General features: G+C 50.1%; 23 protein-coding genes and 3 tRNA genes. 9 read left to right on the top strand and 17 right to left on the bottom strand.

Annotation, left to right across the window (positions count from 1 at the left end; genetic code table 11):
* Positions 1 to 49: 49 nt before the first annotated feature.
* Together METH11B_RS0109610 and METH11B_RS0109605 are read right to left on the bottom strand one after the other, a co-directional pair.
* On the bottom strand, positions 50 to 763 hold the full coding sequence (locus METH11B_RS0109610; protein ID WP_026601864.1) for a DUF2490 domain-containing protein: 714 nt from the start codon (positions 761 to 763) through the stop codon (positions 50 to 52).
* Between the two features lie 150 nt (positions 764 to 913).
* Positions 914 to 2560, bottom strand: a complete 1647-nt coding sequence (locus tag METH11B_RS0109605; protein ID WP_026601863.1) for a SulP family inorganic anion transporter — start codon at positions 2558 to 2560, stop codon at positions 914 to 916.
* Positions 2561 to 2886: 326 nt separating this feature from the next.
* Here METH11B_RS0109605 and METH11B_RS0109600 point away from each other — a divergent pair, with 326 nt between their 5' ends.
* Complete coding sequence (locus tag METH11B_RS0109600) at positions 2887 to 5460, top strand: YbcC family protein (protein ID WP_026601862.1); 2574 nt, start codon at positions 2887 to 2889, stop codon at positions 5458 to 5460.
* Positions 5457 to 7337 carry a proton-conducting transporter transmembrane domain-containing protein gene (locus METH11B_RS0109595; protein ID WP_026601861.1) on the top strand — a complete coding sequence of 627 codons (1881 nt, stop codon included), beginning with the start codon at positions 5457 to 5459 and terminating at the stop codon, positions 7335 to 7337. Before METH11B_RS0109600 ends, METH11B_RS0109595 begins: the two co-directional genes overlap by 4 nt.
* A 176-nt stretch (positions 7338 to 7513) precedes the next feature.
* Here METH11B_RS0109595 and METH11B_RS0109590 read toward each other — a convergent pair whose 3' ends face one another.
* The 5 genes from METH11B_RS0109590 to METH11B_RS0109570 form a co-directional block, all read right to left on the bottom strand.
* Positions 7514 to 9241: a bifunctional protein-serine/threonine kinase/phosphatase gene (locus tag METH11B_RS0109590; protein ID WP_026601860.1), complete on the bottom strand. Its 1728-nt coding sequence runs from the start codon at positions 9239 to 9241 to the stop codon at positions 7514 to 7516.
* Positions 9242 to 9271: 30 nt separating this feature from the next.
* Positions 9272 to 9571, bottom strand: coding sequence for a hypothetical protein (locus METH11B_RS0109585; protein ID WP_026601859.1), 300 nt, complete (start codon positions 9569 to 9571; stop codon positions 9272 to 9274).
* A gap of 77 nt (positions 9572 to 9648) precedes the next feature.
* A complete protein-coding gene (locus tag METH11B_RS0109580) occupies positions 9649 to 11124 on the bottom strand; it encodes a NarK family nitrate/nitrite MFS transporter (protein WP_026601858.1) in 1476 nt (491 codons plus the stop codon).
* A 501-nt stretch (positions 11125 to 11625) separates the two neighbouring features.
* The gene (locus tag METH11B_RS0109575; protein WP_026601857.1) at positions 11626 to 11979 is read right to left on the bottom strand and encodes an IS110 family transposase; all 354 of its coding nucleotides are present in this window, start codon (positions 11977 to 11979) and stop codon (positions 11626 to 11628) included.
* A gap of 315 nt (positions 11980 to 12294) precedes the next feature.
* Positions 12295 to 12636 carry a zinc ribbon domain-containing protein YjdM gene (locus METH11B_RS0109570; RefSeq protein WP_026601856.1) on the bottom strand — a complete coding sequence of 114 codons (342 nt, stop codon included), beginning with the start codon at positions 12634 to 12636 and terminating at the stop codon, positions 12295 to 12297.
* A gap of 901 nt (positions 12637 to 13537) precedes the next feature.
* On the opposite strand from METH11B_RS0109570, the gene METH11B_RS0109560 reads away from it, so the two are divergent.
* The 5 genes from METH11B_RS0109560 (at position 13538) to METH11B_RS0109540 (ending at position 14415) form a co-directional block, all read left to right on the top strand.
* Positions 13538 to 13729, top strand: coding sequence for a hypothetical protein (locus METH11B_RS0109560; RefSeq protein ID WP_020482892.1), 192 nt, complete (start codon positions 13538 to 13540; stop codon positions 13727 to 13729).
* 161 nt (positions 13730 to 13890) lie between these two features.
* On the top strand, positions 13891 to 14082 hold the full coding sequence (gene csrA / locus METH11B_RS0109555) for a carbon storage regulator CsrA (RefSeq protein ID WP_020482891.1): 192 nt from the start codon (positions 13891 to 13893) through the stop codon (positions 14080 to 14082).
* 10 nt (positions 14083 to 14092) lie between these two features.
* Positions 14093 to 14183 (top strand) — tRNA-Ser (locus METH11B_RS0109550).
* 56 nt (positions 14184 to 14239) lie between these two features.
* A tRNA-Arg gene (locus METH11B_RS0109545) sits at positions 14240 to 14316 on the top strand.
* Positions 14317 to 14339: 23 nt separating this feature from the next.
* Positions 14340 to 14415 (top strand) — tRNA-Asn (locus METH11B_RS0109540).
* Between the two features lie 196 nt (positions 14416 to 14611).
* Here METH11B_RS0109540 and METH11B_RS0109535 read toward each other — a convergent pair.
* From METH11B_RS0109535 to METH11B_RS29765, 5 genes are read right to left on the bottom strand one after another with little or no spacing between them, the layout of a single operon-like run.
* Entirely contained in the window at positions 14612 to 14842 is a 231-nt protein-coding gene (locus METH11B_RS0109535; RefSeq protein ID WP_026601855.1) for a helix-turn-helix transcriptional regulator, read from the bottom strand.
* A gap of 13 nt (positions 14843 to 14855) precedes the next feature.
* Positions 14856 to 15323 (bottom strand): FlhC family transcriptional regulator, encoded by a 468-nt coding sequence (locus METH11B_RS0109530; protein ID WP_026601854.1) that lies wholly within the window; start codon positions 15321 to 15323, stop codon positions 14856 to 14858.
* A gap of 12 nt (positions 15324 to 15335) precedes the next feature.
* Entirely contained in the window at positions 15336 to 15929 is a 594-nt protein-coding gene (locus METH11B_RS0109525) for an STAS-like domain-containing protein (RefSeq protein WP_026601853.1), read from the bottom strand.
* Between the two features lie 32 nt (positions 15930 to 15961).
* Entirely contained in the window at positions 15962 to 16570 is a 609-nt protein-coding gene (locus METH11B_RS27800) for a FlhC family transcriptional regulator (RefSeq protein WP_026601852.1), read from the bottom strand.
* Positions 16560 to 17204, bottom strand: a complete 645-nt coding sequence (locus METH11B_RS29765; protein WP_231499606.1) for a flagellar transcriptional regulator FlhD — start codon at positions 17202 to 17204, stop codon at positions 16560 to 16562. The genes METH11B_RS27800 and METH11B_RS29765 overlap by 11 nt, the downstream gene beginning before the upstream one ends.
* An 86-nt stretch (positions 17205 to 17290) precedes the next feature.
* Here METH11B_RS29765 and METH11B_RS0109510 point away from each other — a divergent pair, with 86 nt between their 5' ends.
* Positions 17291 to 18274, top strand: coding sequence for a hypothetical protein (locus tag METH11B_RS0109510; protein WP_026601850.1), 984 nt, complete (start codon positions 17291 to 17293; stop codon positions 18272 to 18274).
* A gap of 122 nt (positions 18275 to 18396) precedes the next feature.
* On the opposite strand, the gene METH11B_RS0109505 is transcribed toward METH11B_RS0109510, so the two are convergent.
* The 4 genes from METH11B_RS0109505 to METH11B_RS0109490 all read right to left on the bottom strand — a co-directional run bounded on the left by METH11B_RS0109505 (position 18397) and on the right by METH11B_RS0109490 (position 23375).
* Entirely contained in the window at positions 18397 to 20052 is a 1656-nt protein-coding gene (locus METH11B_RS0109505; protein ID WP_026601849.1) for an ATP-binding protein, read from the bottom strand.
* A gap of 134 nt (positions 20053 to 20186) precedes the next feature.
* A complete protein-coding gene (locus METH11B_RS0109500; protein WP_026601848.1) occupies positions 20187 to 21950 on the bottom strand; it encodes a DUF4942 domain-containing protein in 1764 nt (587 codons plus the stop codon).
* Positions 21951 to 22064: 114 nt separating this feature from the next.
* Entirely contained in the window at positions 22065 to 22565 is a 501-nt protein-coding gene (locus METH11B_RS0109495) for a hypothetical protein (RefSeq protein ID WP_026601847.1), read from the bottom strand.
* 147 nt (positions 22566 to 22712) lie between these two features.
* Positions 22713 to 23375 (bottom strand): hypothetical protein, encoded by a 663-nt coding sequence (locus METH11B_RS0109490; protein WP_026601846.1) that lies wholly within the window; start codon positions 23373 to 23375, stop codon positions 22713 to 22715.
* 164 nt (positions 23376 to 23539) lie between these two features.
* Between METH11B_RS0109490 and METH11B_RS0109485 the strand changes: the two genes are divergently transcribed.
* On the top strand, positions 23540 to 23917 hold the full coding sequence (locus tag METH11B_RS0109485) for a hypothetical protein (protein WP_026601845.1): 378 nt from the start codon (positions 23540 to 23542) through the stop codon (positions 23915 to 23917).
* Here METH11B_RS0109485 and METH11B_RS0109480 read toward each other — a convergent pair.
* Positions 23895 to 24431, bottom strand: a complete 537-nt coding sequence (locus tag METH11B_RS0109480) for a hypothetical protein (RefSeq protein WP_026601844.1) — start codon at positions 24429 to 24431, stop codon at positions 23895 to 23897. The two genes, METH11B_RS0109485 and METH11B_RS0109480, sit on opposite strands and share 23 nt — an antisense overlap.
* Positions 24432 to 24579 lie beyond the last annotated feature (148 nt).

The raw sequence follows: 24579 nt of genomic DNA, 5'->3' as shown, positions 1-24579 counted from the left end.
TATCAGGTTGATTTTTTTATTCGTGCATACAATTTTGGCGAGGCGTCGATTAGAAATTTACAAACACCGACGCCATGCCCAAATGCCGCATCGTCGCCGCACTGTGATTGGCGTTATCGAGATATTGGTTCATGTAACCCAATTCGGTTCTAACATTTTTGTTGAAGCTCCAACCGAAGCCGGCAAACGCGCGGTTTTGATCGAACCCTGATTTGCCGCCAAAAGTGGTGGAATTGACCCGGTAAAAGGCTTCATCCCAGGCAATCAAACTCAAGCGCGGTTCGAAGTCGAATGGGTGCATGAATTTGATCATTTGCCGGGGCCGTTCGCGTAATTGGCTGCCGTTTAGAAAGTTGGTTTCCCACATTGTGCGGAAGGTAAAAGTGCCTATCTCCGTGGGCAACACATAACGGAATGCCGGCCAAATATCCTGTTGCGAGACATAAGCTTTACCGATGTTTTGGGTGGGCAGCCAAGTGTAACCTGCCCAGAGGGTGGCTCGGTCGCTCAAGGAATAACCGGCAGCTGTGCGAACCATGCCTTGATACCAATGGCCCCAATCACCATCGAAGCGTGATTGGCCTTCTAGCCAGATGCGCCCGTTTTTCAGACTAGGATCGATAAAGCCCATACTGCCTTCGGCCACGGCTTGTAACCAGGCGCCGGAGTCCTCAAGCAATTCAGCGGCGTTTACAGTGTTCGATATAGCCAGTAGCGAGCATACGTAGCAGGAATAAAAGAATGTTCGCGATAGCGTGTGCATGACGATTCTCCAAAATTTAAGCAAAAGCGGCCGCATCTCCCGGTGTCGTCGGGAGAGGAATGGGCTTTTGGCGATATTGTTAAAGTGTAGCGCTGAAGACGGCTAAGGCGTCACGCGACCGTTGTTGCAGCCGCGTGACGCTAAACCGGGTCAGAGCGCAATTTTGCGACGTGCCGAGAGATGATGGTCGGAATAACTTTCGTGATCGTCCAGGCCGACAATTTGGCAGCGGCCTCCGGCTTGGTTGTAATCTTCAGCAAAGTGGTGGATGAATTCCATTACCGTATGGTCGATCAAATTGGCTTCGGTCAAATCAAAAAATACGGTTTTGCGTTGTGGAAAATCGGCCAGCAAGCTTTTCAGCGTAATAAAGTTGGAAAACACGGCCGCGCCGGATACCTCGATGTGGTGGGTATCAACATCGGTTTGACGCACATGAAAAGCCATCGAAAAAGCGTTACGCAGCTTTAAACCTCGGCTGACGTGAATCGCCAGTTCAACCGCGATACCTATCGCCACGCCGACCAGCAAATCGGTTGCCAATACACCCAGGATGGTGATGACGAATACTGCGAAATGGTCCAGACCTACCGCCAGCGTCTTTGCAAATTCTTTTGGCGAGGCCAGGCGAAACCCGGTAAATACCAAGAGTGCCGCCAGCGCAGCTAAGGGAATTTCATGTATCAACTTAGGAAACAGCGCCACGAAGATTAATAAAAACAAGCCGTGAAAGAAGTTGGACCAGCCGGTTTTGGCGCCGTTGTTGATATTCGCCGAGCTACGAACAATTTCTGCGATCATCGGCAAGCCACCAATCAAGCCAGCGACTAAGTTACCAATTCCAACGGCAGTCAAGTCGCGGTTGAGGTTGGAGTTGCGCTTGTAGGGATCGAGCTTATCGACAGCTGAGGCGCTCAACAGACTTTCTAAGCTGCCGACCAGCCAGATGGTAATCACCGATGTCCAGAATTCTGGCGTGGCGATTTTGGAAAAATCCGGAAAATAAAATCCGGAGAGGAAGTTTTCCGGGACCGCAACCAAAAAGGCGGGGCCTATTGTAAATACGTGATGTGCAAGAATCGGTTCATCCTGCAAAAACATGTATTCGTGGATATGGTCCAGATCGAAATACTGACCCAAGCCAAGACCTACCAATACCACTAATAAGGGGGCCGGAATCATCTTCAGTGTAGGATTTTTGATCATCGTCCAACTGATCAGCAACGCTAAACCCAATAGGCCAATCAAGGTCACTTCGGGATTGAATTCCATGATGGAGTGCGGAATCTCGGCGATGGTGCCCAATAGTGATTTGGCGGCAGGTTTCACACCAAGCAACGTGTGAATTTGCTTGGCCATGATAATGATGCCGATGGCTGCCAGCATGCCGTGGACGACCGATGAGGGAAAAAAGGCGCTGAGTTTGCCTGCTTTGAAAACCCCGAGAAGGATTTGCAGTACGCTGGCTATCACAATGGCCGCGAGTGTGTAACGGTAACCCGCCATTGCATCACCTTCGCCTAAAGCCTGCACCGCGTCGACGATTACCACGATCAATCCAGCGGCTGGGCCGTTAATCGTCACATAAGAGCCGTTGATTCTGGATACCAGTACGCCGCCAATAATAGCGGTGATGATGCCGGACATGGGTGGAAAGCCCGACGCCATGGCGATACCCAGACACAAAGGCAGGGCAATCAAAAACACTAAGAACCCGGATAGCAGATCGCTACGCCAGTTTTCGATTAAACCGGGAAGCCCGGTTTTTGGCAAGGTGGCCGAAGAAGATGTGTTCATGGTTTTTCTCAAGAAGCCAAGGAAAACCAAAGTACAGCGAGAAACATGCCAATTTTGCACGAACTGCGTCAGTACAGATATATCAAGGGTTGTGGCCGTGGTCGCCCGGAAAATTGTTGTCGATTTGATTTGCTGGTCTGGTTGATTCGTCGGCTTCAACCAGTTGGATGGTTTATTTGCACCGATGGTGCTTGACTTGGGATTTAAATAATAAGCTGGAAACGGCGGTATGTAAGGGTTTAGGGATTTGGCACGCACTATGCAAAGTGAAGCATAAGAGGCTGTTTGCCTCAACTTCTGTTTGACTAGCGAGGTTTAAGTTACAGATGTCTGCTTCTGACCATCAAAATGTTCACAACGCTGCTTTCGATCTGGATGCGGCAATCGAGCACATCGCTCATTGGCTGCCCAGCCAGGGACCAATCAAGGATTTTATTCACCACAACACCTTGCATGCCGTGCAGGACTATCCGTTTCACGAAGGGGTCGCGGTGGCGGCTCAGGTGTATGGTGCGAAAAGCTATTTGCCCTTGGCCGATTACCTGAAACGCTATAACGAAGGCCGCATCAGCGATCAAGCGCTGGACTGGGCGATCGCGCAGGCCAATTGCAGTGTTTATCAAGAAGAGTCTTTGCGGGCTTCTTTATTTCAGCCCGACGGTCACAGTCATTATCCACCGCAGTCCTTGGCTAACCACGGCATTCGCAGCGCCTGGTTGAATCGATTGGAAATCGATTTAAACGGTATGGTGCATCCGGTGATGTTCAGATTGCTAAGTAATTTTCTCGATCAAGGCATTAGTCGTTGGGCGATGCCGAAACCGGACGAGCGCTTTTGGGATTGCGTCTTGCGCTTGGTGCAAAACAGCCTGTTACCTCTTTATCCGTTTCATCAGCCTGTGGTGCGGCAAATGCTGGATGCCGGCCCTGATCAGGTGATTTTGAACTGTCTGGCTAAAATCGTCGGCGATGAATCATTGTACGGGCAATATCTCCTGGAAGTATTGCTGGCGCATCCCGGTTGGTCCGGGATGGTGCGAATTATCGAAACCCAACCCAATGTGCTTTTGGCGCCTCGAGCTATTTCGCTAAAAGAATTGTTGGCGGTGGAACTGGCTTGCGAGTTGGCGTTTATCGATAAAAAACATGGGCACCGTTTTTTACAGATCGCACAACTGCCTAATTTACATGAAATTCCCTTATTGGAACGTGATGCAACCAAGCCGCAAGTGCCTTTGAAAATGCGCGTGTGGCACGAGGCGATGGAGTGGTCGCTGCATTCCGAGTTGTTGCTTGCTCTGCGTGAACAAGCCCCTATTGACCCGGCAGCGGAGCATCAGCCTAAAGTGCAGGCATTGTTTTGCATCGACGATAGAGAATGTTCATTGAGGCGTTACTTGGAAGAAATGGATCCGGGAATCGAAACCTTCGGTGCGCCGGGATTTTTCGGTATCGATTTTCTGTATCAAGGTCTGGACGATGTGTATCCGGTGGCGCAATGTCCGGTGGTGATCAAGCCCAAACATTTGATTCTGGAATCCACGGATAAGCCAAACCTGAACAAATCGGAGAAGGGCGAATCCTTGTCGACCATGCATTTTGGTGCGCATTCCATGGTGCGCGGGTGGTTGTACACGCAAACCCTGGGTTTGGCTTACGCCTTACGATTGGGCTGGAGTGTGTTGCGCCCCGGCGGACAGTTGCCGGGTATCCAAAGCTTAAGTGAAGTGGAAGCCCATGGTCATTTGCATTTGCTGCGCGAGAGCGATGAACTCAATGAAGACGGCTACCTGCTGGGTTTTTCGTTGACGGAAATGGCCGATCGGGTGGGTGGCTTGCTGCGCAACATTGGGCTGACAAAGCAGTTTGCGCCGTTGGTCGTAGTAGTGGCGCATGGCTCCAGCAGCGTCAACAACCCGCATTTCGCCGCCTATGATTGCGGTGCTTGCTCCGGCAAGCCCGGCGCACCCAATGCGCGGGCCTTTGCCTGGATGGCCAACTATCCGCAGGTGCGCGACATCCTGCGTGAACGAGGTATAGACATTCCAGACAGTACACATTTTGTCCCTGCTTTGCACAATACCAGCCGCGACGAGATCACTTACTTCGACCAACAGCAACTGGATAAGGCCGCGCGTCATGAGCTTCACAGTTTCCAACACAGCATGCAGCATGCTTTGCAGCGTAATGCGCGAGAACGCTGCCGTTGGTTCGAGTTGGGGCCAAAATCTCATAAAAACGAAGAAGCGCATCGCCATGTGGTGGCGCGAGCTTCGTCGATTTTCGAGCCGCGCCCTGAACTCAATCATTCCAATAATTTGTATTGTGTAGTAGGGCGGCGCGATTTGACCCGGCATCTATTCATGGATAGACGGGCGTTTTTGCAATCATACGACCCCAATAGCGATAGTGACGGCTCGATATTGGTCAAGGTGTTGTCGGCGGTGATTCCGGTTTGTGGCGGAATCAATCTGGAGTACCTATTTTCTCGCATCGATAATTCGGTCTACGGCGCCGGCACCAAGCTGCCGCATAACGTGATCGGTCTGTTGGGCGTAGCCAACGGGGTGGAAGGCGATTTGCGCACCGGCTTGCCGTCGCAAATGATCGAGGTGCACGAGCCGGCCCGCTTGCTGATGGTGGTGGAACAGACTACCGAGATAGCGGATCAGGCGATCGCCATGCTGGGGGGCTTGCGGGAATGGCTGGATAACGAGTGGATACGCCTGGTGGCTTGCGATCCGGTTAGCCGCGTCTTGTATTTGTACAGTAACGATGGCTGGAAGGTGGCCGAACCAGCGGCGGGCAGACCGTTGCCGGTTGCTAGTCGCTCAGAAAAAATCATTGTGGGACAAACCCGGACCATTCCGGTCCACGAATTGGAAAGGAGGCATGGATGAGTATTTTATTATTGGCATGCGTGTTATTGCCGTTAATCGGTTTTTTGCTGATTTTTTTCAGCCCGGACAACGAGCATAGAATCGCCGCGATCAGCCTATGGATGACCCGGCTCAAAGGTATCGCGGTATTGGGCCTGCTGGCTGCGTGGGCGGGCCATGGCTTCGCTAACTTTGAATATCAATGGCTGGTGTTGTATCAACACGACGATTACCAGTTCCCCTTGCTGTTTTTTCTGGATAGGGTCGGTGCGGCGTATCTATTTGTGGTGTGGGCGGTGTTTTCGGCTATTGTGAAATATTGCCGGGTTTATTTGCACCGGGAAGCGGGCTACAAACGCTTCTTTCAGGCCATTTTTGGGTTTGCTTTCGGCTTGAATCTGATCGTACTGTCCGGCAGTATCGATATGCTGTTTGCCGGCTGGGAAATCGTCGGCATATCCTCATTCCTGCTGATCGCCTTTTATCGGCATCGGCCGCAACCGGTACGTAACGCCTTGCGCGCTTACACGATTTATCGCTTTTGCGATGTAGGACTACTGGTCGGTACCTGGATGAGCCATTTGCTGTTTCACGAGAGCCAACATTTTAGCCAGTTGTTGACCATGTTCGATCCCAACAATATTCCGCCGGCCGGGTATGCCTCCTTGTCGATTTTATCCTGGCTGATTATTTTGGCTGCCTCCGGCAAATCGGCGCAGTTTCCGTTCAGTTTTTGGTTGCCGCGTGCGATGGAAGGGCCAACACCGTCCAGTGCGATTTTCTATGGAGCCTTGTCGATTCATTTAGGGGTGTTTCTGTTATTGCGGACCATGCCGATCTGGAGTTATCACTATCTACCGCGTTTGATTGTTCTGAGTATCGGCGTGTTGACGGTGTTTGTCGCGACGCTGGCGGAAAAGACCCAATCCAATATCAAAGGTCAAGTGGCTTACGCCTCCATCGCACAAGTAGGGATTATGTTCGTCGAGCTGGCATTAGGCCTGGAAGACTTGGTGTTGCTGCACTTTATGGGCAACGCGTTTTTGCGCTGCTATCAATTGCTGGTGTCGCCATCCATCGTCGCTCATTTACTGCGGGTTGAAGGGAATGTCGATAGCGATTTTTATATTAAAAACAATGATCAACTGACTTTTTTGCCGGCGTCGATTCGCGATTCCTTGCCTGACGTTTTGCAAAACACCTTGTATGTATTTGCCCTGCAGGAAGGGCATTTGGAACTATTGGTGAAGAAGATTTTATGGGAGCCGCTCAAAAACCTGGGTCGGCAACTGAACGCGGTGAGCCTGTGGATCAAGATTTTGGCGGGCCTTGCCCTGTTGGCGATCATCGCTATCGCCGCATCCGGCGTCAGCAGCGTCGCCAGAATTTACCTGTCTATGCCGATTTCGCTGGCGATGGCCGTGGTATCGTTGAGCGCGTTCAGCAACAAACACAGCCCCTTCCAGGTTTGGCATAGCGTGGCCTTGAGCAGCATTTTGGCCGGTGTGGCGGTGTGGTTGATGGTGCCTTCGGCTTGGGCCGATGTGGCTTTGTTCTTCAGCGGCATTATTCCATCCTGGATCTTGGGCATCTGGGCGCTGAGCGTGTTGCTGAGGCATTATCATTTTGCCGATGAGCCTTTCGTATTCCGGGCCTTCGCAGAAACCCGCCCTGGTTGGTCGCTGATGCTATTTTTGAGCTTCCTGGGCTTGGTTGGCTTTCCGATTACGCCGGCATTCTTGGGCGAGGATTTGCTGTTGTCACATGCCAGTAGCCAACACCCCTGGTTTGCCGCGCCGATTACCGTGTCCTTTGTGATTAATGGCATTGCCATCGCCAGAGTCTATTTAAGGCTTTGCATGGGGCGGCCCGTTGAGCTGAGAGAGGCGGTTTTTTAAAACAAACGAACACAAATAAGCCGTACAAGACGGTTTGCCAAAGTAAAACTAGGTGGTCAAGCGGTAGAGGCCAAATATCGAAAGTGGCTCTATGAACATCGCTAAAATGGGTTATGCAATCGGTTGGCCGGTGTAAACCCCTGGCTACAGATTCAGCGATGGCTGCGTTTATGAGCTTATTGCCTGCTCAGTAAGAACAGTAAAACGACGCTGCTCAGAAAGAACAGCGCTGTCGTACTTTTCCAGAACAACAGCGGATTGCGCTCTATAAGTGGGATTTTATCTTCCGCTTTCAGAAATTGCGGGTTGGGAGTGGATAGGTCGTGCAGGAATTCGGACAATTCGTCATACCGAAACCGTGGCGAAATCGTCGTGGCCTTTTTCAAGGCACCGTCTATCCAGATCGGCACCATCTCGTTGCGGCGGATGCTGGGAATGTAAACCAGGCGCTCGAGATTGTTGCGGTTGGGTTTTTCCGGCATGTTGGCGAATGGCAAATTGCCGTTGAGCATTTCGTAACAGATGACGCCTAAGGAGAATAAATCCGACTTCACCGTGCCGGATTGACCTAAGTGATACTCCGGTGCGGTGTAGTTCAGCGTACCGAGAATATTCTCGGCTTGATTCCGGTCGAGTGGGGTGATCTCGGCGATGCCGGCGATCTTGACCGAACCGAAGTCTATGATCTTAACGCTGCCTTGCTCGGTGATCATGATGTTTTCCGGTTTCAAATCCTGATGCAGCATTTCCATACGATGAAAAGCGCGCAGCCCTTTGGCGATTTGTTCGATTAGGGTGCGAACCCGCTTGATCTCCGGCTTGGGGTTCTGACTGATCCATTGTCTTAGGGTTTGCCCTTCGATAAATTCGGTTACATAGTAAAGACAGCTTTTAGTGCGGTCGGATTCGAGTACCGTTAAGACGTTGGGATGGTTGATTCGTTTGCCAGCCCATTCTTCGTGCAAAAAATGCTCGATATAATGGGTGTCGTCGTTATACAGCACCGACGGCGTCTTCAAAATGACCCACCGGTTATGCAGCGTATCGAAGGCTTGGTAAATTTGGGTGCGCTTGCTGGCATGCAATTCCGCTTCGATCCGGTAGCCATCCAGCAGCATGCCGGGTGCCAGTGGCGGTGGGAAAGGCAAGTGCCCATGATGTCGCAATATTTCGTCTTCGCGTAGTTGCGGCAAGTCGTCGATTCGAACCAGTTGGCAGGTCACATTGTCGTTGCTCCCGTTAGCCAGGGCGGTTTTGACCAAGACTTCGGCAAGGGTTTGCAGATCGGAATCCTGCGAGAGCAGCGTTTTTAGGTGGTGCTCGCTTATAAAATCGTGGAGCCCGTCCGAAGTCATCAAGAATAAGTCGTTTTTTTCGACGGTCAGCGATTTGTAATCCACTTCCAAATGCGGTTCGATACCCATCGCTCGATTCAGATAGCTTTTGTCGTTGGACACCCAAAGCCTGTGGTCGCGCGTCAGTTGCTCCAGCCCATGTTGCCGCCATAAATAAATTCGAGAATCGCCGACGTGCAGAATATGGGCGGTGTTGGATTTAAGCACCAACACACTGAGCGTGCTGACCATGCCTTTTACCGAGGCATAGCGTATTTGTCCCTGACTGTGCAGCCAGGAGTTGGTAGCTGACAGGATTTTTTGTCCGGCTTTGGCTACTGACCAGGAATCCGGCGTGCTGTAGTAATCCTCCAGAAACGCGGTGATACAGCAATGGCTGGCTTCCTTGCCGGCTTCACTGCCGCTCATGCCGTCCGCAATACCCGCTACGATGCCTTTTAGGGTCAGTTGCGGTTCCGCAGGGACGACAGCGCCCCAACAATCTTCATTTTCGGGTTTCACACCTTTGTCGCTGTGCGAACCGAGTTTGACTGATAAGGTTTTGGCCATAGGCTGCGGATAATTGAAGTTGTGCGTGGCTTAGCAGGCGCGGTAATGGCGCAATTCCGTCAGGCGCTGTTCCAGTTTAGTCATCAGCAAAGCTTGGTGATGACGCAGTAACACCGAGTCGCTGGGGCGCGGGGGCAGGGTGGCTTCGATTTCGTGGTGGACCAGGGAAATGACATGCCGTCTCAGAACGGCATCTTCCGGCAAAAAAGGGCTGTTTTGGGACTGGGCGGGTTGTTGAGCAGCGTAGTGTTCTCCGCTGGATGTTTGGCAGGCGCAACGCCAGCAAACGATTAAAGTCAGGGTTAAGACGGCCAATAATGCTTCGATCATGGGTATTTCTCCAAATCACTAAATGTTAAAAATTGCTATAACAATCTTCGGCAGATGACGAAGGGATGCTTTGCTGGTTAGACTAATTCGATCATGGCCACGCTGCCGTCTTCCATGATTTCTGCCATGTGGCCGGCGGGTTCTTCGATAAATTGCACTGCCAATGCGACCACGACGGCGGTGCCGGCGATGGTGAGAAAAAAGGCTTCCGGTGTGACGAAAGACAATACCGTCAGAAAGGTGACTCCGCCCACATTGCCGTAAGCACCGACCATGCCGGCGATTTGCCCGGTCATGCGGCGTTTGATCAAAGGCACCATTGCGTAGACCGCGCCGCATCCCGCCTGGACGAAAAATGAACACAAAAAGGTCACGGTAAACGCCATGGCAATCGGCCATTCCGAATTGATTTGCGACATGGCGGCATAGCCCAGTGCGCAACCGATTACACAAACGCTCAACGACAATTTGCGACCGTACTTATCGCTCAGCCAGCCGCCGCCAGGCCGGGCGACTAGGTTCATGAACGCGAAGCTCGATGCCAATAAGCCCGCTTGCACTGGGGTGATGCCCGTCTGTTTGAATGTCTCGTGGAAAAACAGCGGCAGCATGGAGACGACAGCGAGTTCGGAGCCGAAGGTCACCAGGTATGCCAGATCCAGAATGGCAACCTGTTTAAACTTGTATTGGTGTATCGCTTCAATGGGTTGGGTGAGGTGTTCCTGATTAACATGCACGATTTTGTACAAGTTGTAGAGAAACAATAGCCAAATCCCGATGTAAAGACCGATTGTGGCGTCACCGGATAACAGCTTCATGCCCGTTGGCGACAGTTTCCAGGTCAGCAAACTTAGCGCTGCATACAAAGGAATGGTCATCAGAATGTAGAAGAACAGATCCCAGATGCTGGTCACTTCCATCGCGCCGGCTTTCTTGGGTTTGAAATACGTCGAACCTTGGGGCGTATCGCTGACGCTGAAAAAATAAATCACCGAATAGAGCAAAGCCATGATGCCGGTGCAGGCAATTGCATAACGCCAACCGTTTTCGCCGCCGAATGCCAAGGCTAATGACGGTAAGGCGATGGCCGCAGCGGCTGAGCCGAAATTGCCCCAGCCGCCGTAGATGCCTTCGGCAACACCGAGTTGTCTGGCCGGGAACCATTCGCCGACCATACGGATTCCGATGACAAAGCCGGCGCCGACGAAACCCATCAAAAATCTCGCCAGGGCTAATTGCTGAAAGTCGTCGGCAGCTGCAAACATGAAGCAGGGAATACTGCTGATCGCCAACAAGCTTGAGTAGGTGCGTTTGGGGCCAAATTTATCCACCAAAATACCAATCGCAATCCGTGACGGGATCGTCAACGCCACGTTCAGTATCAAGATGGTTTTAATTTCCGGTTGACTGAGTTTAAGGCTCTCGGCAATCGCCAACATTAGCGGCGCATGGTTGAACCACACCACAAAGCTAATGAAAAACGCCAGCCAGCTCATGTGCAAAATCTGCATTTTGCCGGTAAAGCTAAAAAGATTGAGTTTGCTCGAGGACATAACTTACCTTTGAAAAGTAGGGAACAAAATGAATTCCGCTGGCCGGGTCTGGCGTTGGAAATTCGTATCAATCAGCTCGCATGCACAAGCTATTGCTCCCCTTGAAATGGGCTTATTTACTCATGAAGTGTGGGTGTCCTGAAACGAGCGAAGGCAGGCACAACAGACGAGTAAATCGCTTAGCTGAACGTGAGTCAGCCTATTTCCAACGTCGTTGTTGAAGGGAGCAGAAGGTGCAGCGTTGCACGAGCTACATGATAGCACCGATTATGCCGAAGTATTCAATCCTGCTGTTTGGCGGGCATGCAGAATGAGCCGGCGAAGCGGTTTCGGAGCCTCCTAATATTTGATGGGTTTGGCTCCGAATATCAAATTGTCGAAGCGGGTTCAGGCCGCTTCGCCGGGTGTCTGTGAGTCGCGGGCGGCTAGGGTTAAATCATCTAGTAACCCGGCCCTATTTACCACTGGTATTCCGTTCGGGCTGAGATTCTATGGTTTTCGTCAAGCTGCATTGTTGAGGCAAGCAATTTTCTGAGCGTCAGCGGTGATAAATCGCCGGATCATTTGGGCGTCCACTCGATCCGTCTTGCCCCGTCTGCCCAAACCCAGGGCATAATGGCGCATATCCCGTGGGTTCAGCACATAGACGACCATGCCCATCAATACCGCTTGCTCTGCCATGAGTTGATGATAATCGCTGGTGGCTTCCAGGCCAATATAACTCCCGGTCGGTAACGTCTTCAGCCAGGCATCGATGGCCTCTGCCGTATTGGCAAGCGTCAACAAACCCTGCTCTGAATCTATCACCAGTTCATCTTTTGCTACATCGATACCGATCAACATTTCGCTTGTCATACGTCCTCCACCTGTTGAAAAATAAGAGAGTCGGGGTGGTGCGTCTGCCGAGTAAGCTTGTGCACAAATCGGCGGTCTAACCGCTAGATTCTTCATCGACTCTGGAAGACGCGATGGGATGATTTCTCAGTGAGGTCTGTCTTAGCAGATGCTTGTCGATGTCCCTCCATCCCGACAACCAAAGTCTCCCCGATTCTCTTAACCTTTACCATACAAGCTCGTCGAAGCCCAGGCTGGTGTGCCCTTCGATAAACTCAACGGTATTTAAGAGCCGGGTTATTAGAACCACATGCACCTTGCGATTAGTGGGTGGGATCAGACTTTTTTTACAAATTCCGATTTCAATTTCATCGCGCCGATGCCGTCGATTTTGCAGTCGATATCGTGGTCGCCGTCCACTAGGCGGATGTTTTTAACTCGGGTGCCGACTTTGACAACGAGTGAAGAGCCTTTCACTTTCAGGTCTTTAATCACGGTGACGGTATCGCCGTCTTGCAGCTGGTTGCCGTTGGCGTCCTTGACTACTTTCGCCTCATCGTCGCTGTCACCGGCGGCATCGTTCGACCATTCGTGGGCGCAGTCCGGACAAATATTCATGGTGCCGTCGTGATAGGTGTATTCAGAGCCGCATTTTGGGCAGTTAGGTAAATCGTTCATGGTTGTTCCGTTGTATTGATAAGCTGCATGACAGCAGGTTTAATGAAAAAATCCAGATTAGCCGCATCCCCTAAAATCACAAACTCCATCATACTGGCCGGGATAAGAGCATCGACAGGCACTGAGTACTGTTTTCGAGCTATTCCGATAGTCTGGAGATCGGTAATCCAACGATCACCGTTTTACAGTTAGGTTTGGCTATCAACCTTTTCCGGCACCTAGCTGAAAGGTTGATTTAGAAAGTAAGCGGCTATAACGAATTCGCTGCTCGGTCTAGCGGCTGCCATTTTCTGGAATGACGAATCCGGGGAATTTAAGCTGAAGCGACGAGTATATGGACGTTCAGTCCGGTATTTGAACCCGCTTGCTTTGTGTAATCGAATATGTGCTTTGCTTAATACCGGGATTCGACGACAAATCATAACCCGGCTTTATGAATTATTGGTATCTCGCGCGGATTTAGTGTTTGGAAGCCAGATGCAGTCTACGTTGCTTTCTTGCCGGAACAATAACTCATCAAAACGCGAGCGGCCGACCGGCCAGGAGATGACGGCGCGAGAATGATAACGGTAAAAACTCATCTGCTTGACCGATTGCCGAAAGCCTTGACATGTCAGTGTTTTAAGGTTGCGACAAATCGTCGCACTTTTTCTGGACAAAGCGATTTAAGTACACTAGAATGCGCCCACCTTGACTTAGGTCAATACGAGCCGAAAAGCTTCGTATCTATTGGGGGAGGGAATGCGACCGTGTAACGGTACAACAATAATAAAAGCGCAAGCTATTAACCTGTTATCGCAGATATCAGGCGTCCAAAAAACATAAAAATAACACCGGACGAAGCCCACTTAATAGTGGGCTTTTTTATGCGCAAATTACCATAAACCTGTTTGTTATTCAGATGGCCGAAAAATCAGATTCGCTTCCACAAGATATTATGGAGGCAGAGCGTTTCATTGATGAACTAATGAACGACACCAAGCACCCGGTTCACAATCATGCTCATCCTTTGCACAAAGAATCGGTTAAAGCATTAGATGAGCTGATGCAGAGTCTGGATACAATGCGCCATGAGTGGTTGTCTAAGGGATAGTTAAGAAAAACGCACGAATTTGTCTATTCAGATGTGGTAGCTGTACGTGTGGTTTTCTTTAAGGCTAGTAAATATATCTTTATTTTTTCTCAAAAACGGATATAATCGTCGGTTCGAGTATGTTGCAGTAACAAAGCGCATTAATAGTGTAGGGAGATAGTATGCTTATCTTGACTCGTAGAGTAGGAGAGACCTTGATGATTGGTGACGATGTGACTGTTACAGTTCTCGGGGTAAAAGGAAATCAAGTTAGAATTGGCGTAAATGCACCAAAAGATATATCTGTTCATAGGGAAGAAATCTACGAGAGAATTAAGAAAGAGCAGTCCGAAGCAGGGAGTACGGAGGGCTGAGTAAGTTATAGGAGAGATGGCCGAGAGGCCGAAGGCGCTCCCCTGCTAAGGGAGTATGTGCCAAAAGCGCATCGAGGGTTCGAATCCCTCTCTCTCCGCCACTAAATAAAGCCTTGACATAGGTTTCTAAAAGAAAGATAATAAGCGGCTCAGATAAGCGCCCGTAGCTCAGCTGGATAGAGTACTCGGCTACGAACCGAGCGGTCGGGAGTTCGAATCTCTCCGGGCGCGCCATATCGAGAACAGCAAAATATTAATCCCCTGTAGCTCAGTCGGTAGAGCGGGTGACTGTTAATCACTAGGTCGGCGGTTCGAGCCCGTCCGGGGGAGCCAAATAAATCAAGGGCTTAGGTAGAAATACCTAAGCCCTTTTTTTATGCGTGGTCACTTTTATGGTCACTTTGTTTTTCTCTTAAAACCGAAAATTTTTCGGTTCACCATCTGAAAAACGTACGTTACATAAGCAAATATTTTCGCCAAAGTCATAGTAACGCTTGGAATTAAGATCTGGAAGCTTTGCAATCGTTAACTAAAGCGAACTGTCACTCTCTTTGTTTGCCCTACTTTCATAGAAAGCGTTTACTTTGCTTGCTAGCCACATTTGAGGATTCTTAATTACCGGTGGAGGTACTTCGCCTGCCTTCCTCATTCGCCAAAATTGAGTGCGAGTCACACCTAATTTCTCCAACATATCACTGATCTTTAAGAACTCTTTTTCTTTGGCAATTTCTGTCGTCTTTTGTTCGCTTTCAGTATTCACAGGATCAACCTAATTACAAAGAGTTGTTACACACACCGCAACGTTCAGATAGATCTTCCCTCGCATTCAATAAAACCCAGGCTCGACAATTCGTGCATGTCGAAATCTGAACTTTTTTATCTTTGATGTCCTGGGCTACCACCCAAGCAGCCGAAAAGTCGAGTTGTCCGGAAGGATAGGAACGCTTGTAGGCGTCAAAAGCGGTTATCAGTGTTTGGATTTGACTGTCGGCCGATTTGTTTGAAGCAGCCCGATAGCACACGGCAAACAGCGTTACGTCCTTGTATTTCCGCCGGCTTCCAGTCAAGCCACGGGTGGAAAATTTGATGGATCCACGGCTGGGCGAACGGCCATGTAATTGACGGTATGTCTGTCTCAATAGCTTGATCGGAATTCCAGTTGCTTGATGAACGATTTTGACCTTTGCGTGACGATTGAGCAGTTCAATTGCCAGGGATTGCTGTTGAAATTTCTTGAGCATTAGCTGTCCCCCTTAGCCAATATTGCCACTTAATCCGAGCATGGCTTCCAACATCGGTGGCGATTCTCTGTTGATGTTTTGAATAAACTGACGCGAAAATCGGGGGGTAAAACATAACCAGTTAGAGCGGGCAATGAAATCAATGTCTTCTAAAGATAAACGTCCAACTGCCAAGCGCATGGTTTCATCCGTAATGCCAAGTACCAGCTCGGTCAGTACCGGGTTCTCCCGTGCAATTTCTCTGGCTTTGATGAGCCAGGCCTGATTCATGGCATAAATCTCTTCATCGCAACCCAGTTGATCGATCGCCGTTAGTTTGTCAAAGTAGACCTCCAGATTTTTGAATGCTGACTGCATCATGTTATCGATGTGCCCCGCCATATTGACTATTTTCAGTTTCGATTTCAGATAATCGGATCCGAATTCAGCGACCAGTGGCAAAAACAATTCCTGAATGAACCCCTGCGTGATGGTTTTGACGTCCTTAAAATCAATTGTCAGCAATTGCTGATTGGCAAAGCACTCGCGAGCCAGTCTTGCGAGATTTTTGCCATGGATTGGCTGAGGTATTTGGGAATTGGTGGCTGTGACGACAACGATATGCATGCGACTTCTCCTTAGTAGCTGATGGATCGTCTCTAACGAGCGCTTAGTTTGTTCAATGTGAGCATTTTTGATTTTGCGGAAACCCAGCGTCGCCGACCTGAGCGATCGGTCCACACCTCGCAGATAGGGCATTGGCTAAATGCGGCATCCGGGTGAATCATGCCCAGGTAACGGGCGTGGCAACGCCCGCAAAGAATGAATACCAAATCACCTGTTGAGCGCATGGTAATTAAATACCAAGCCCGGTTTATATCTAACGGATAATGTTCGCTGGAGCGTGGTTGGATAAATTGCCGATCGGCTAAAATTTTGGAAGCGACGTTGCTGTAGATCTCATAGGCTGCAACCAGTAAGGTCGCACTCAGGTTCGGGGTAGAAAGCCGGTGCCGAATGTCTTCAATCATGCTTAAAAATAGCGAGGCATGAATGTTGTTGAACGCCGAGCGGATGGCCCATTGATGATCGTGTGGCAGCATGCCTTGTTTGGGCGATTGTCCTTGTACCGCCTTAAAAAAAACTATGCTTTGTTTTCGGGTTAAATGGCAGAGCTGGCTGACAATTGGCGGACGGGCGCCGAGTTGGATCAGTCTTTCCGCCAAGAGTAAGTCTGCGCCAATGTTTGGCCTGTTTTTAAAGGGCATTGGTTTTATCCGCGGTTCCAGTGATATTGGGTTGGAGCAGATCCACATAGGCAACCATGGGTAAGTTGCTTGGGGCATAGACAGGCAATAACTGAATTACTGCACGACTGCTTTCGGCGTGTTCACGAAGTTTTTCCTGTGTCATGCTGGCGAGAATGTCTATGCCAGCCCGGTCTAATCCAAAGCGCCAGGCCGTTTCCGCCGGATTACTGCGTGCGCATTCCCTGGCTAACATGAGATATTCGAAATTTAACCGGGCAAGATCTTCATCCAGTGTTGACATAAACGCCTCTGTGTTGATTAACGACTGTTGTCGATATGCTAGGAGGGCAACGCGCAAATGTCCCGGTCGCAAAGTGACCTGTTTTGGGTCACTTTGCTCTGGAAGCCTTGTTAGATAGCGGTTTGCGTCGTTGAATATCATTGGTCTATTGAGCTGTCGATGCCTTTTTCGGCATGTGATGAACGGCCAATTTGATATCGTTAGGCTATTTGTGCGGCTTGAAGAATTGAATGATCCTGAAATTCTTCTAACCTCGTTCTGTTTACCAAAGGCTTTGTCCCTGACAAGCGGCATCTTACTTGGCGTTTGATCTGAATAACTACATTCCAAAATCATTTTTACTTCACTCATATCGCATTGGCTATGGAGGACATTGTTATGAATCGGCTATTCGCTAACCAGTCCGTTACTGTCGGTTACCTGGTTTGGGGTGGTTTATGCGTGAGGTAATTCAATGCTTGATCGATTGGTTGGATAGCGAGCCAAGCGATGAAAAAGGCCACCGCATATTGCGCGCGTTAGCCCAGGAATCGTTAATGAAAGCGGATTTCGAAGAGTCGAAGCGACGTTTCACGGCCGATGCAATCGTCGCTGCTGTTGGTGAGTCCTTAGAAAGTGCCGAACCTAAAAAATGGATCGACTGGCCGGGTTCGTTAAAAAAATATTGCGAAATCCGCGAACCGCAAATCATGGAATTTGCCCGTAAGCGTGGGCTTCCTCATTATCCAAAGCCGGAGCGTAAAAGCACAAAGGGAGGGCCGGGACGACACACGACGTTCTATATCAAAGCTGAACCGGTTCCGGAGATATTGGAAGAAGACCAAGCAATCGAGGACGTTCGGGCTGGGAGCAACGCAGCCGATTTGCAAGCCAGCTATCAAATGACTGAATTGGGTGAAGTCAAACCCAGTTGGGTCGCGCGTTGGTTATTCCGGCATGGACAGATCGAATTAAGACAATGGCATGTCTGGGTTATATTGGGATGGCTAGCAATCATAGCTGGGTTCGCGGTGTTAATTGCCTATGCCGGATGGCTATCGTTATCCGTGCCCAGGCCGGTGACAACGCAAGATTTGACATTACTGGTAAGTATTTTCGCGATTCCCTATGGTTCCTGGGTCACGATCATCAAGCCTTGGATATTATTGTTGGATGATCGAATCGTAGTAGCCCATGAACTGTTCACAAATTTTCATGAACAGTCTGCGCAGTTCGAACTGCTACGAGATGGGGATTTAAGAGTGGTGCGGTTAGTTCGGTATTCGGCGGCATGTCCCATTTGTGGGGCCACGATTTATCTCGAAAAAGGCGAACCGGATTACCGGCGCAGATTGGTGGGGCGATGTTATGAAAGCCCAAGAGAGCATGTCTTTAGTTTTGATCGAATCACGCGTTGCGGGCGGTTACTGGTAGATAGATAGCATTTCGAAGGTGCATCTCAGCCCTTTTAGGGTGGACATAGAACTGTAGCTTGTTCTCATTTTCGGTAATGAAAATGAGCGCATTATCCGACTGGATAATGCGTTCATGTATTGAAAGAGACTTAACTACCCATGCCTGCTTCGAGTGTTTGCGTTTGACCGGATTGAACTGGATACGCCATCACCGATGCCGGTTTGCCTTGCTGATCCAACTCAACCACGAAGGCTTTGCCGTACAGCGCAGGACAGCCGCAAAAATCTGGTAACAAGCGTTGCATGGCATTGGCCGGATCGCTGGCGGTATTGGCAACCACAAAGGCGATGAAGGCATCCGAATCGCTTTCGAAGGTCGATTCCTGAAATTCATCGTATTCGCTTCTGAAGCTGGCCATTTGTTGCAACACCTGAGCCGAGCAATCGCCTTTGGGTACGATGATGTCATCGGCGTTTTCCTGGCCTTGGTAGCAGGCCTGATCCCTGATTTCAACAACATCCCGCCCAAGCCAGATTCGGTAACCCTCGCAAAAACGCACAACTACCCAACACCAATCACCTTGGAATTGAGCCTGATGGCTTTCATTGACCGTTTCAATTACCAGTTCTTCATCATTGAGATGCCGAACCAGTGTATGAATCCAATGCCCGTTATCCAGTGTGCCGTGGTACAGCAAATAATCTCGACTCCAGGCAAACAAATAACGCCCTGCGCCGTCCTGTTTGATGTCATCATCAATCGAGACAACGCCTCGATCCATAATTTCTTCAAGGGTCATGGCTTTTTCCGGTCGCTGTTCGAAGTTTCCAAAAACTTCGGTATCGCAAACCGGATAAGCAATGATTTCGCGTAAAGCCTCAGGCGGCACTACTGGCACATCATTGAGTAACTTCAACAGCTCCCAATGCCGCAGCATTTCATAAAAACCAACGAACGCTTCGGCAGAGAGAGTGGCTTTCATCTGGATAAACCGCTGTTCGATGGTTTGCGCCAAAACGGCTTTAACCCGTTTGATGACATCAGCTTCATCCACCAATTTGTCACGATCCGGCAAGCGGGCGTGAAAACGGCAAGAGTCCAGATGAATGATATGACGATGCGATGTGTAGCTGTGCGAGGTATAAATGGGCAAACCTTGCAGATAGACATCGAACTCATATTGCGCTCCATTGGGTTGGTCCATGCCATGCAGATAAATCGTGCCAATCTCGGTGTTAACAAAGCTCAATCCGCCATCCAGGGCGCATGAACGCTCAAGCAATTGTTCGTTGAACAGCACTGGAATGGGGAAACCGAGCACCAAGCGTTTTAGCGTGCTGGCAATTTGACCCATTTCCATATCCACATCCTGCAAGGTAATGCTAGTGATGCCGTTCCAGTCCTGGACTGGTGTGATCGGCACCGGTTTAAATGCCAAAATGTGGTCGGTTTCGATGTCGATCGAACCACTTTTGCTGATGACGCTGATGTGCCGACAGGCAAACAGTGCCGATAAGAAGCCGATTCCAAACGGGTGTTCGTGGGCAACCACGTCTGCATCCCAACCGGATTCGGCGACTGTCAGTAGTATTGCAATCGAGTCGATGCCGCAGCCATCATCCAAAACCTGTAGCGTTTTGGTTTCAGGACAGAAGTTAATCACCACCATGGCCGCATTGGCCCGGCGCGCATTTTGAATTAACTCGCCCAGCACAGTAGTTTTGTTGGTGAAGCTGAAGCGCAGACTTTTGACCAAATTGGCTTGATTAACTTTCATCGCGACTTCGCTGGTTTGTGTGTTCATGTGTTATCTCCAGGTATAAAAAAGCCCCGAGGACACGACACAGTCCAACCCCGACGGGGAGAACGGATCATCTCCCCGAGGCGGGTGATACTGGCTAGGCCAGTGGTTAAGTTAAAGGCCGGTCTAACGCCGAATTACGATGCCAAAGCCAGGTCTGTAGTCGATGGTAGGGAGCCCGTCCATTCCAACAAGCTGGATTGTTCGTTTTCCAATACCGCATCGGGATCGATGCCTCGGCTGGTCAATACGCTGCTCATCGCCTGGGTTAACAGACAATGACCTTTTTCCCGTTCCGACTCGCCGCCGTGCTTGATCGCCCAAAAGGGATCGAAATGGACATGCCGGCTACTGCGTGGACACTGCTTGTTCACTTCGGTGTGAAACGCCCGATCTAAGTTCTCTGCCTGGTCGAACTGCTGCCAGAAACCATGACCGGCTTGCGTATCCACGGGCGGTAACCAGCGGCGCTGGCGGCCAACCCAACGGTTCATCCGGTCGATCAGGGTTTTACTTTTCGGAAAAAAGTGAATGGTGCCGACGCCCGGATAATAGCGAACGTCAAAATAACTGCCGCCTATCCGTTCTCCAACCCGAAGCGCGTGAAAATGCTGTCGAAACACCGACACCAAACTCACTTCCGCTTCGGTCTTACCATCGAGCAAGGCAAACACCTTGTCGAAATCCGCTAACAGCCGTTCTGACTCCCAGTTCAGACTACTATGGTACGACTCAACTTTGTGCCCTGGTAGAACGAACCGAGTGGTTTTGATCCGCATGCCCAGCGTGCGGTGTTTGTCATTGGATTTCCAGCCCATGTAAAACACCGCGTTATCGCTGTAATAGCGGGTGATCAGATCGAACACATCGCACACCATGCTCAGTTGAATTTCACCTTGCTGATCGATGATGCCTTGCAGAAATCCATAGATATTCGGCACGGTAAATTCCAAGGACTTCACCGTTTCGAAATCTGACTCCAAGCGTTTCTGCGCTGCCGATGACAAGCGTGATGTGACCTGTGTCGAGCGTAAGATGCTGGCCCAGGCCCGATTCTTCAGATCGTGATAGCGTTTAAACAGTGTCAGTTTCACCGCATCCGAAGACGACTCGTCTTCACTGCTGATACCGCCACCGCTCAGTTCGCCGAGCGTTTTGCCCAGCATGGTTCGATAACGGCTGGCTCGGGCTTCACTGACCACGGCCTGTCGCGCTGCTTCGACCGCGGCATTGAACATCAACACCGCGTTATCGATGAAGGCATTCGGCAAGGCCAGCTCATGGGGCAGTTGAAATTCGCCCGCTAAATCGTCGGCCTCCCGCCTATCCTGGCGCAAATCGTCCAGAATACTGCCGAGGATGTCCTGTTCGAACGTCGAAGTTTTTTTCAACCAGATCAGGGCCACGTCGACCGGCGTTTTGCGTTCGGCATCCTCGCCGGCGAACATTTCTTGCAGAAACTCGACCTCGCCGTGCTGCTCGATCAACCGTAATAACAGCTGGCGTTCTTTCGAAAACGGATTGCGCACGGTTTCGGCATTGAGAATGGCGACGATTTCACCGTCAAACAATATCTCCCAAGCCTTCAACACGTGTTTGGCGCCTTCGGCAAACGGCGGATTCATGATGATGTGAGAATAGACACTGCCGCTTTGAAACTGCAGAAAATCCATCCCTACCACCGCATAACCTTCATCGCGCAGAACCGCGTGTTTGCGGATATCGATTTCAATGCAATCGATCGGCAAACGTTTACCGTACTGGTATGGCCCTGGACGAAGCAAATGTCCTTCGCCTGCTGAAGGCTCTAATACCCGAGCGAATTGCTGGTTCTTGAACATCTCCCAAGCTTTACGACTCAGTGCTTCTGGCGTGGGGTAATATTGATAAGGGTCTGTCATGGTGTACTCCAAAGAATCCCCTGACGACCGATTTATCCCTGGCGGGATAGAATCATCCCGCAGGGGTAAAATAAAAAATCTCGGTTTAACCGAGTGTCGAAATCAAACGGCGCGTCAGATCAACGCAAACCGCTTACCTTGAATGAAGTCCTGATACTGCCGGGCTTCATTTTTTGCCTTGAACCGGGCATGCACGCTGCCGTCGATCCAGATTTCCCAGGGCAAGCGTTTAAGCTCACCTCTAACCAGTTCCACCTCGCCAACCCGAAAATCATCATGTTGGTAAAGCACCTGGCGTGGGCTGTCGATTCGAACGATGCACTGATCCAGCAAGGCCGGACCACCAATGTCGCCGGGTTCGATCAATAGCAGCACTTTGATCGTACCGGTCGAGCGGCCAATCCAGCCGATGACATCGTGTTCATCGAGCCAGGACTGACCGGTAGCTGGATCGCCGTAATACAGCCGGATTTTGCGCCGGCTATGGCGAAGCTGTTCCAACAACTCGACCACCGGTTCCGGTGTGTCGGCGTGATAACAGGTGCCGGATGGCAAACGCTGATACTGGATGCAATGACCTGTGCTGAAGGTGTGTTCAAAGATGTGTGAGTTCATGATGTTGTCCTCAAAAAAACGGAAACATCACGATTCCCCTGCGGGAATAGGACATTCCCGTGTGGGTGGATAAAAATAAGCACCGAATCGAATGACTTGGCTAACTCAGGCATTTACGAATTACGCGTCTGAACGACGCACTATTTTTTAGGATTTGTTTTCCAGTGCAGGTTTTCCCAAGGCTTGCAATGCCACAGGAATCAACTGATCCAAATCGTCCCAATCGATACTGCCGCCGTTGGCTTCGCCTTGTTGATAGGCTTCAACCAAACCTCGGCAAACCCTCATGGCCGCTTGCTCTTTCTTCAATTGCCGTACCGAATAATCCGGTTCCGGAAACTGTGCAACGGCAACGCATTCCCAGACCAAGCTTTCACCCTCCACTTCATGGTATTCATCGGACAATAACGGCATAGCAGCGGTGTCGTCCCAAATGCTGGCATCATTGAATGCCTGCTCGGCAATCTGTTGTGCCGCTTCGGGACTATCCGCGGTAATACCCACCGACACCCGGTGCACATAGTCGATTTCGTAGGAAACTACGAAGAACCGATTAACCCCAGCCGCCGTGACATTGGCTGAGGCGGGTTCTTCGACTGGCAATTCGGTTTCCGCCGACTCACCCTCGATCAATGCGCTTTCATAAGGCTCGATCTCCTTGTTGCAGTCCGGGCAGCGATCGTTACAGCCGCAATCCCATACATCCTCCCATTCGGTTTGGCAGTAAGGGCAGCGGTATTGATTCAGATAGCGAACCGCGCTGTTTTCGGCAGGGGTTGTGCCACTGCTGGATTGGTTGATTTTTTTCATGGTCATGTCCTCCAAAAAATGCAGGAACGACCACCCGGCAGGATGAGGTTCCCGCAGGTAAAAATCGCTGAATAAAGCCGAAAATCGGCTCGCACAGCGGGGTTGAATTCGCGCAAAAAACGGTATATGGTGGCTAAAACTCTTTAAAAAGCAGAGAACGAGCCATGTTTGACGATATTTTGTGCATTTTTGATTTCCTCAGTCCTAAGCAGACCAAGGAGCCGTATCCAAGTCGAAAACCGATGGCGATTCCGTTGGACTCCAACGATCAATCCACATCAATCTGCAAAAAATTATTTGCTGATTTGGATGCCGCCGAAGCAGAAGTCTTGAACGATATTGACGATCCAGAAATCGCTTGGACGCTATTAAGTCGTATTCGTCAACTCAGGCGAGATAGCCAACAAGATCTTTCGGCTTTGTTGCCATCAGACTTATTGCCGACTCAATTTGATCACCCCATCAACAGAAACCCCGTTCGTATCGTCAAAACACAAACGGGTGCTCAGTGGTCGGTTTTCAATGGTGGGCAAGCTCATTAGCCTGAATCACCAGGCCATTGCCAGACTTGAGAGCAGTCCGTAATTGGCGTACAGGATGGGATGATTTTGATAAATCATGATCCATCACCGAAGTAGCTTTTTTCGAGCGTTTTGTCGGTTTACCGGCTTTCGACTCATCTAAAGCTGCCATTGGCCTGACTTTTTCCAATTCCAGCTGCAACTTGGCAAGTTGAATATCGGCCTTGATCAGTTCCATGGTTTTGGTTTTTACCTGCAACTCCTCATCCAATCGATCAACTTGCCGATTGGAGCCTGCGTTGCGACTATGAATTTCCTGTCGCACCGAATCCGATAGGGCCAACCAATCCACCTCATGACGGATGCTGGACATGATCACCGGTAATCGGTTTCGCGATTGGCGCTTGCTTTGATAGCTGCGAAATGTTTGAGACGCATGTTTCAAAGCATTAAACATTTGCAACGCCGTTGCCCAAAGGACTCGCAAGGCGAGAATAAACATCGCCAAAATAATGATGCCGAAGATAAAGTTCATTGAAGTTCTCCTTTATAAAATTTAAGAAAGCACTTCGAATGAACAGCACCCGGCCGGGCGATGGTCGCCCGAAGCGGGTTTTAGATTTGCAGGGGTGAATACCTCTGCGATTTACATCGGGCTTAACGCACCCGACACGATCACGGTT

The organism is Methylomonas sp. 11b, assembly GCF_000515215.1.
In the GTDB taxonomy this organism is placed as follows: domain Bacteria; phylum Pseudomonadota; class Gammaproteobacteria; order Methylococcales; family Methylomonadaceae; genus Methylomonas.
This window is presented reverse-complemented; position numbering and strand designations above follow the sequence as displayed.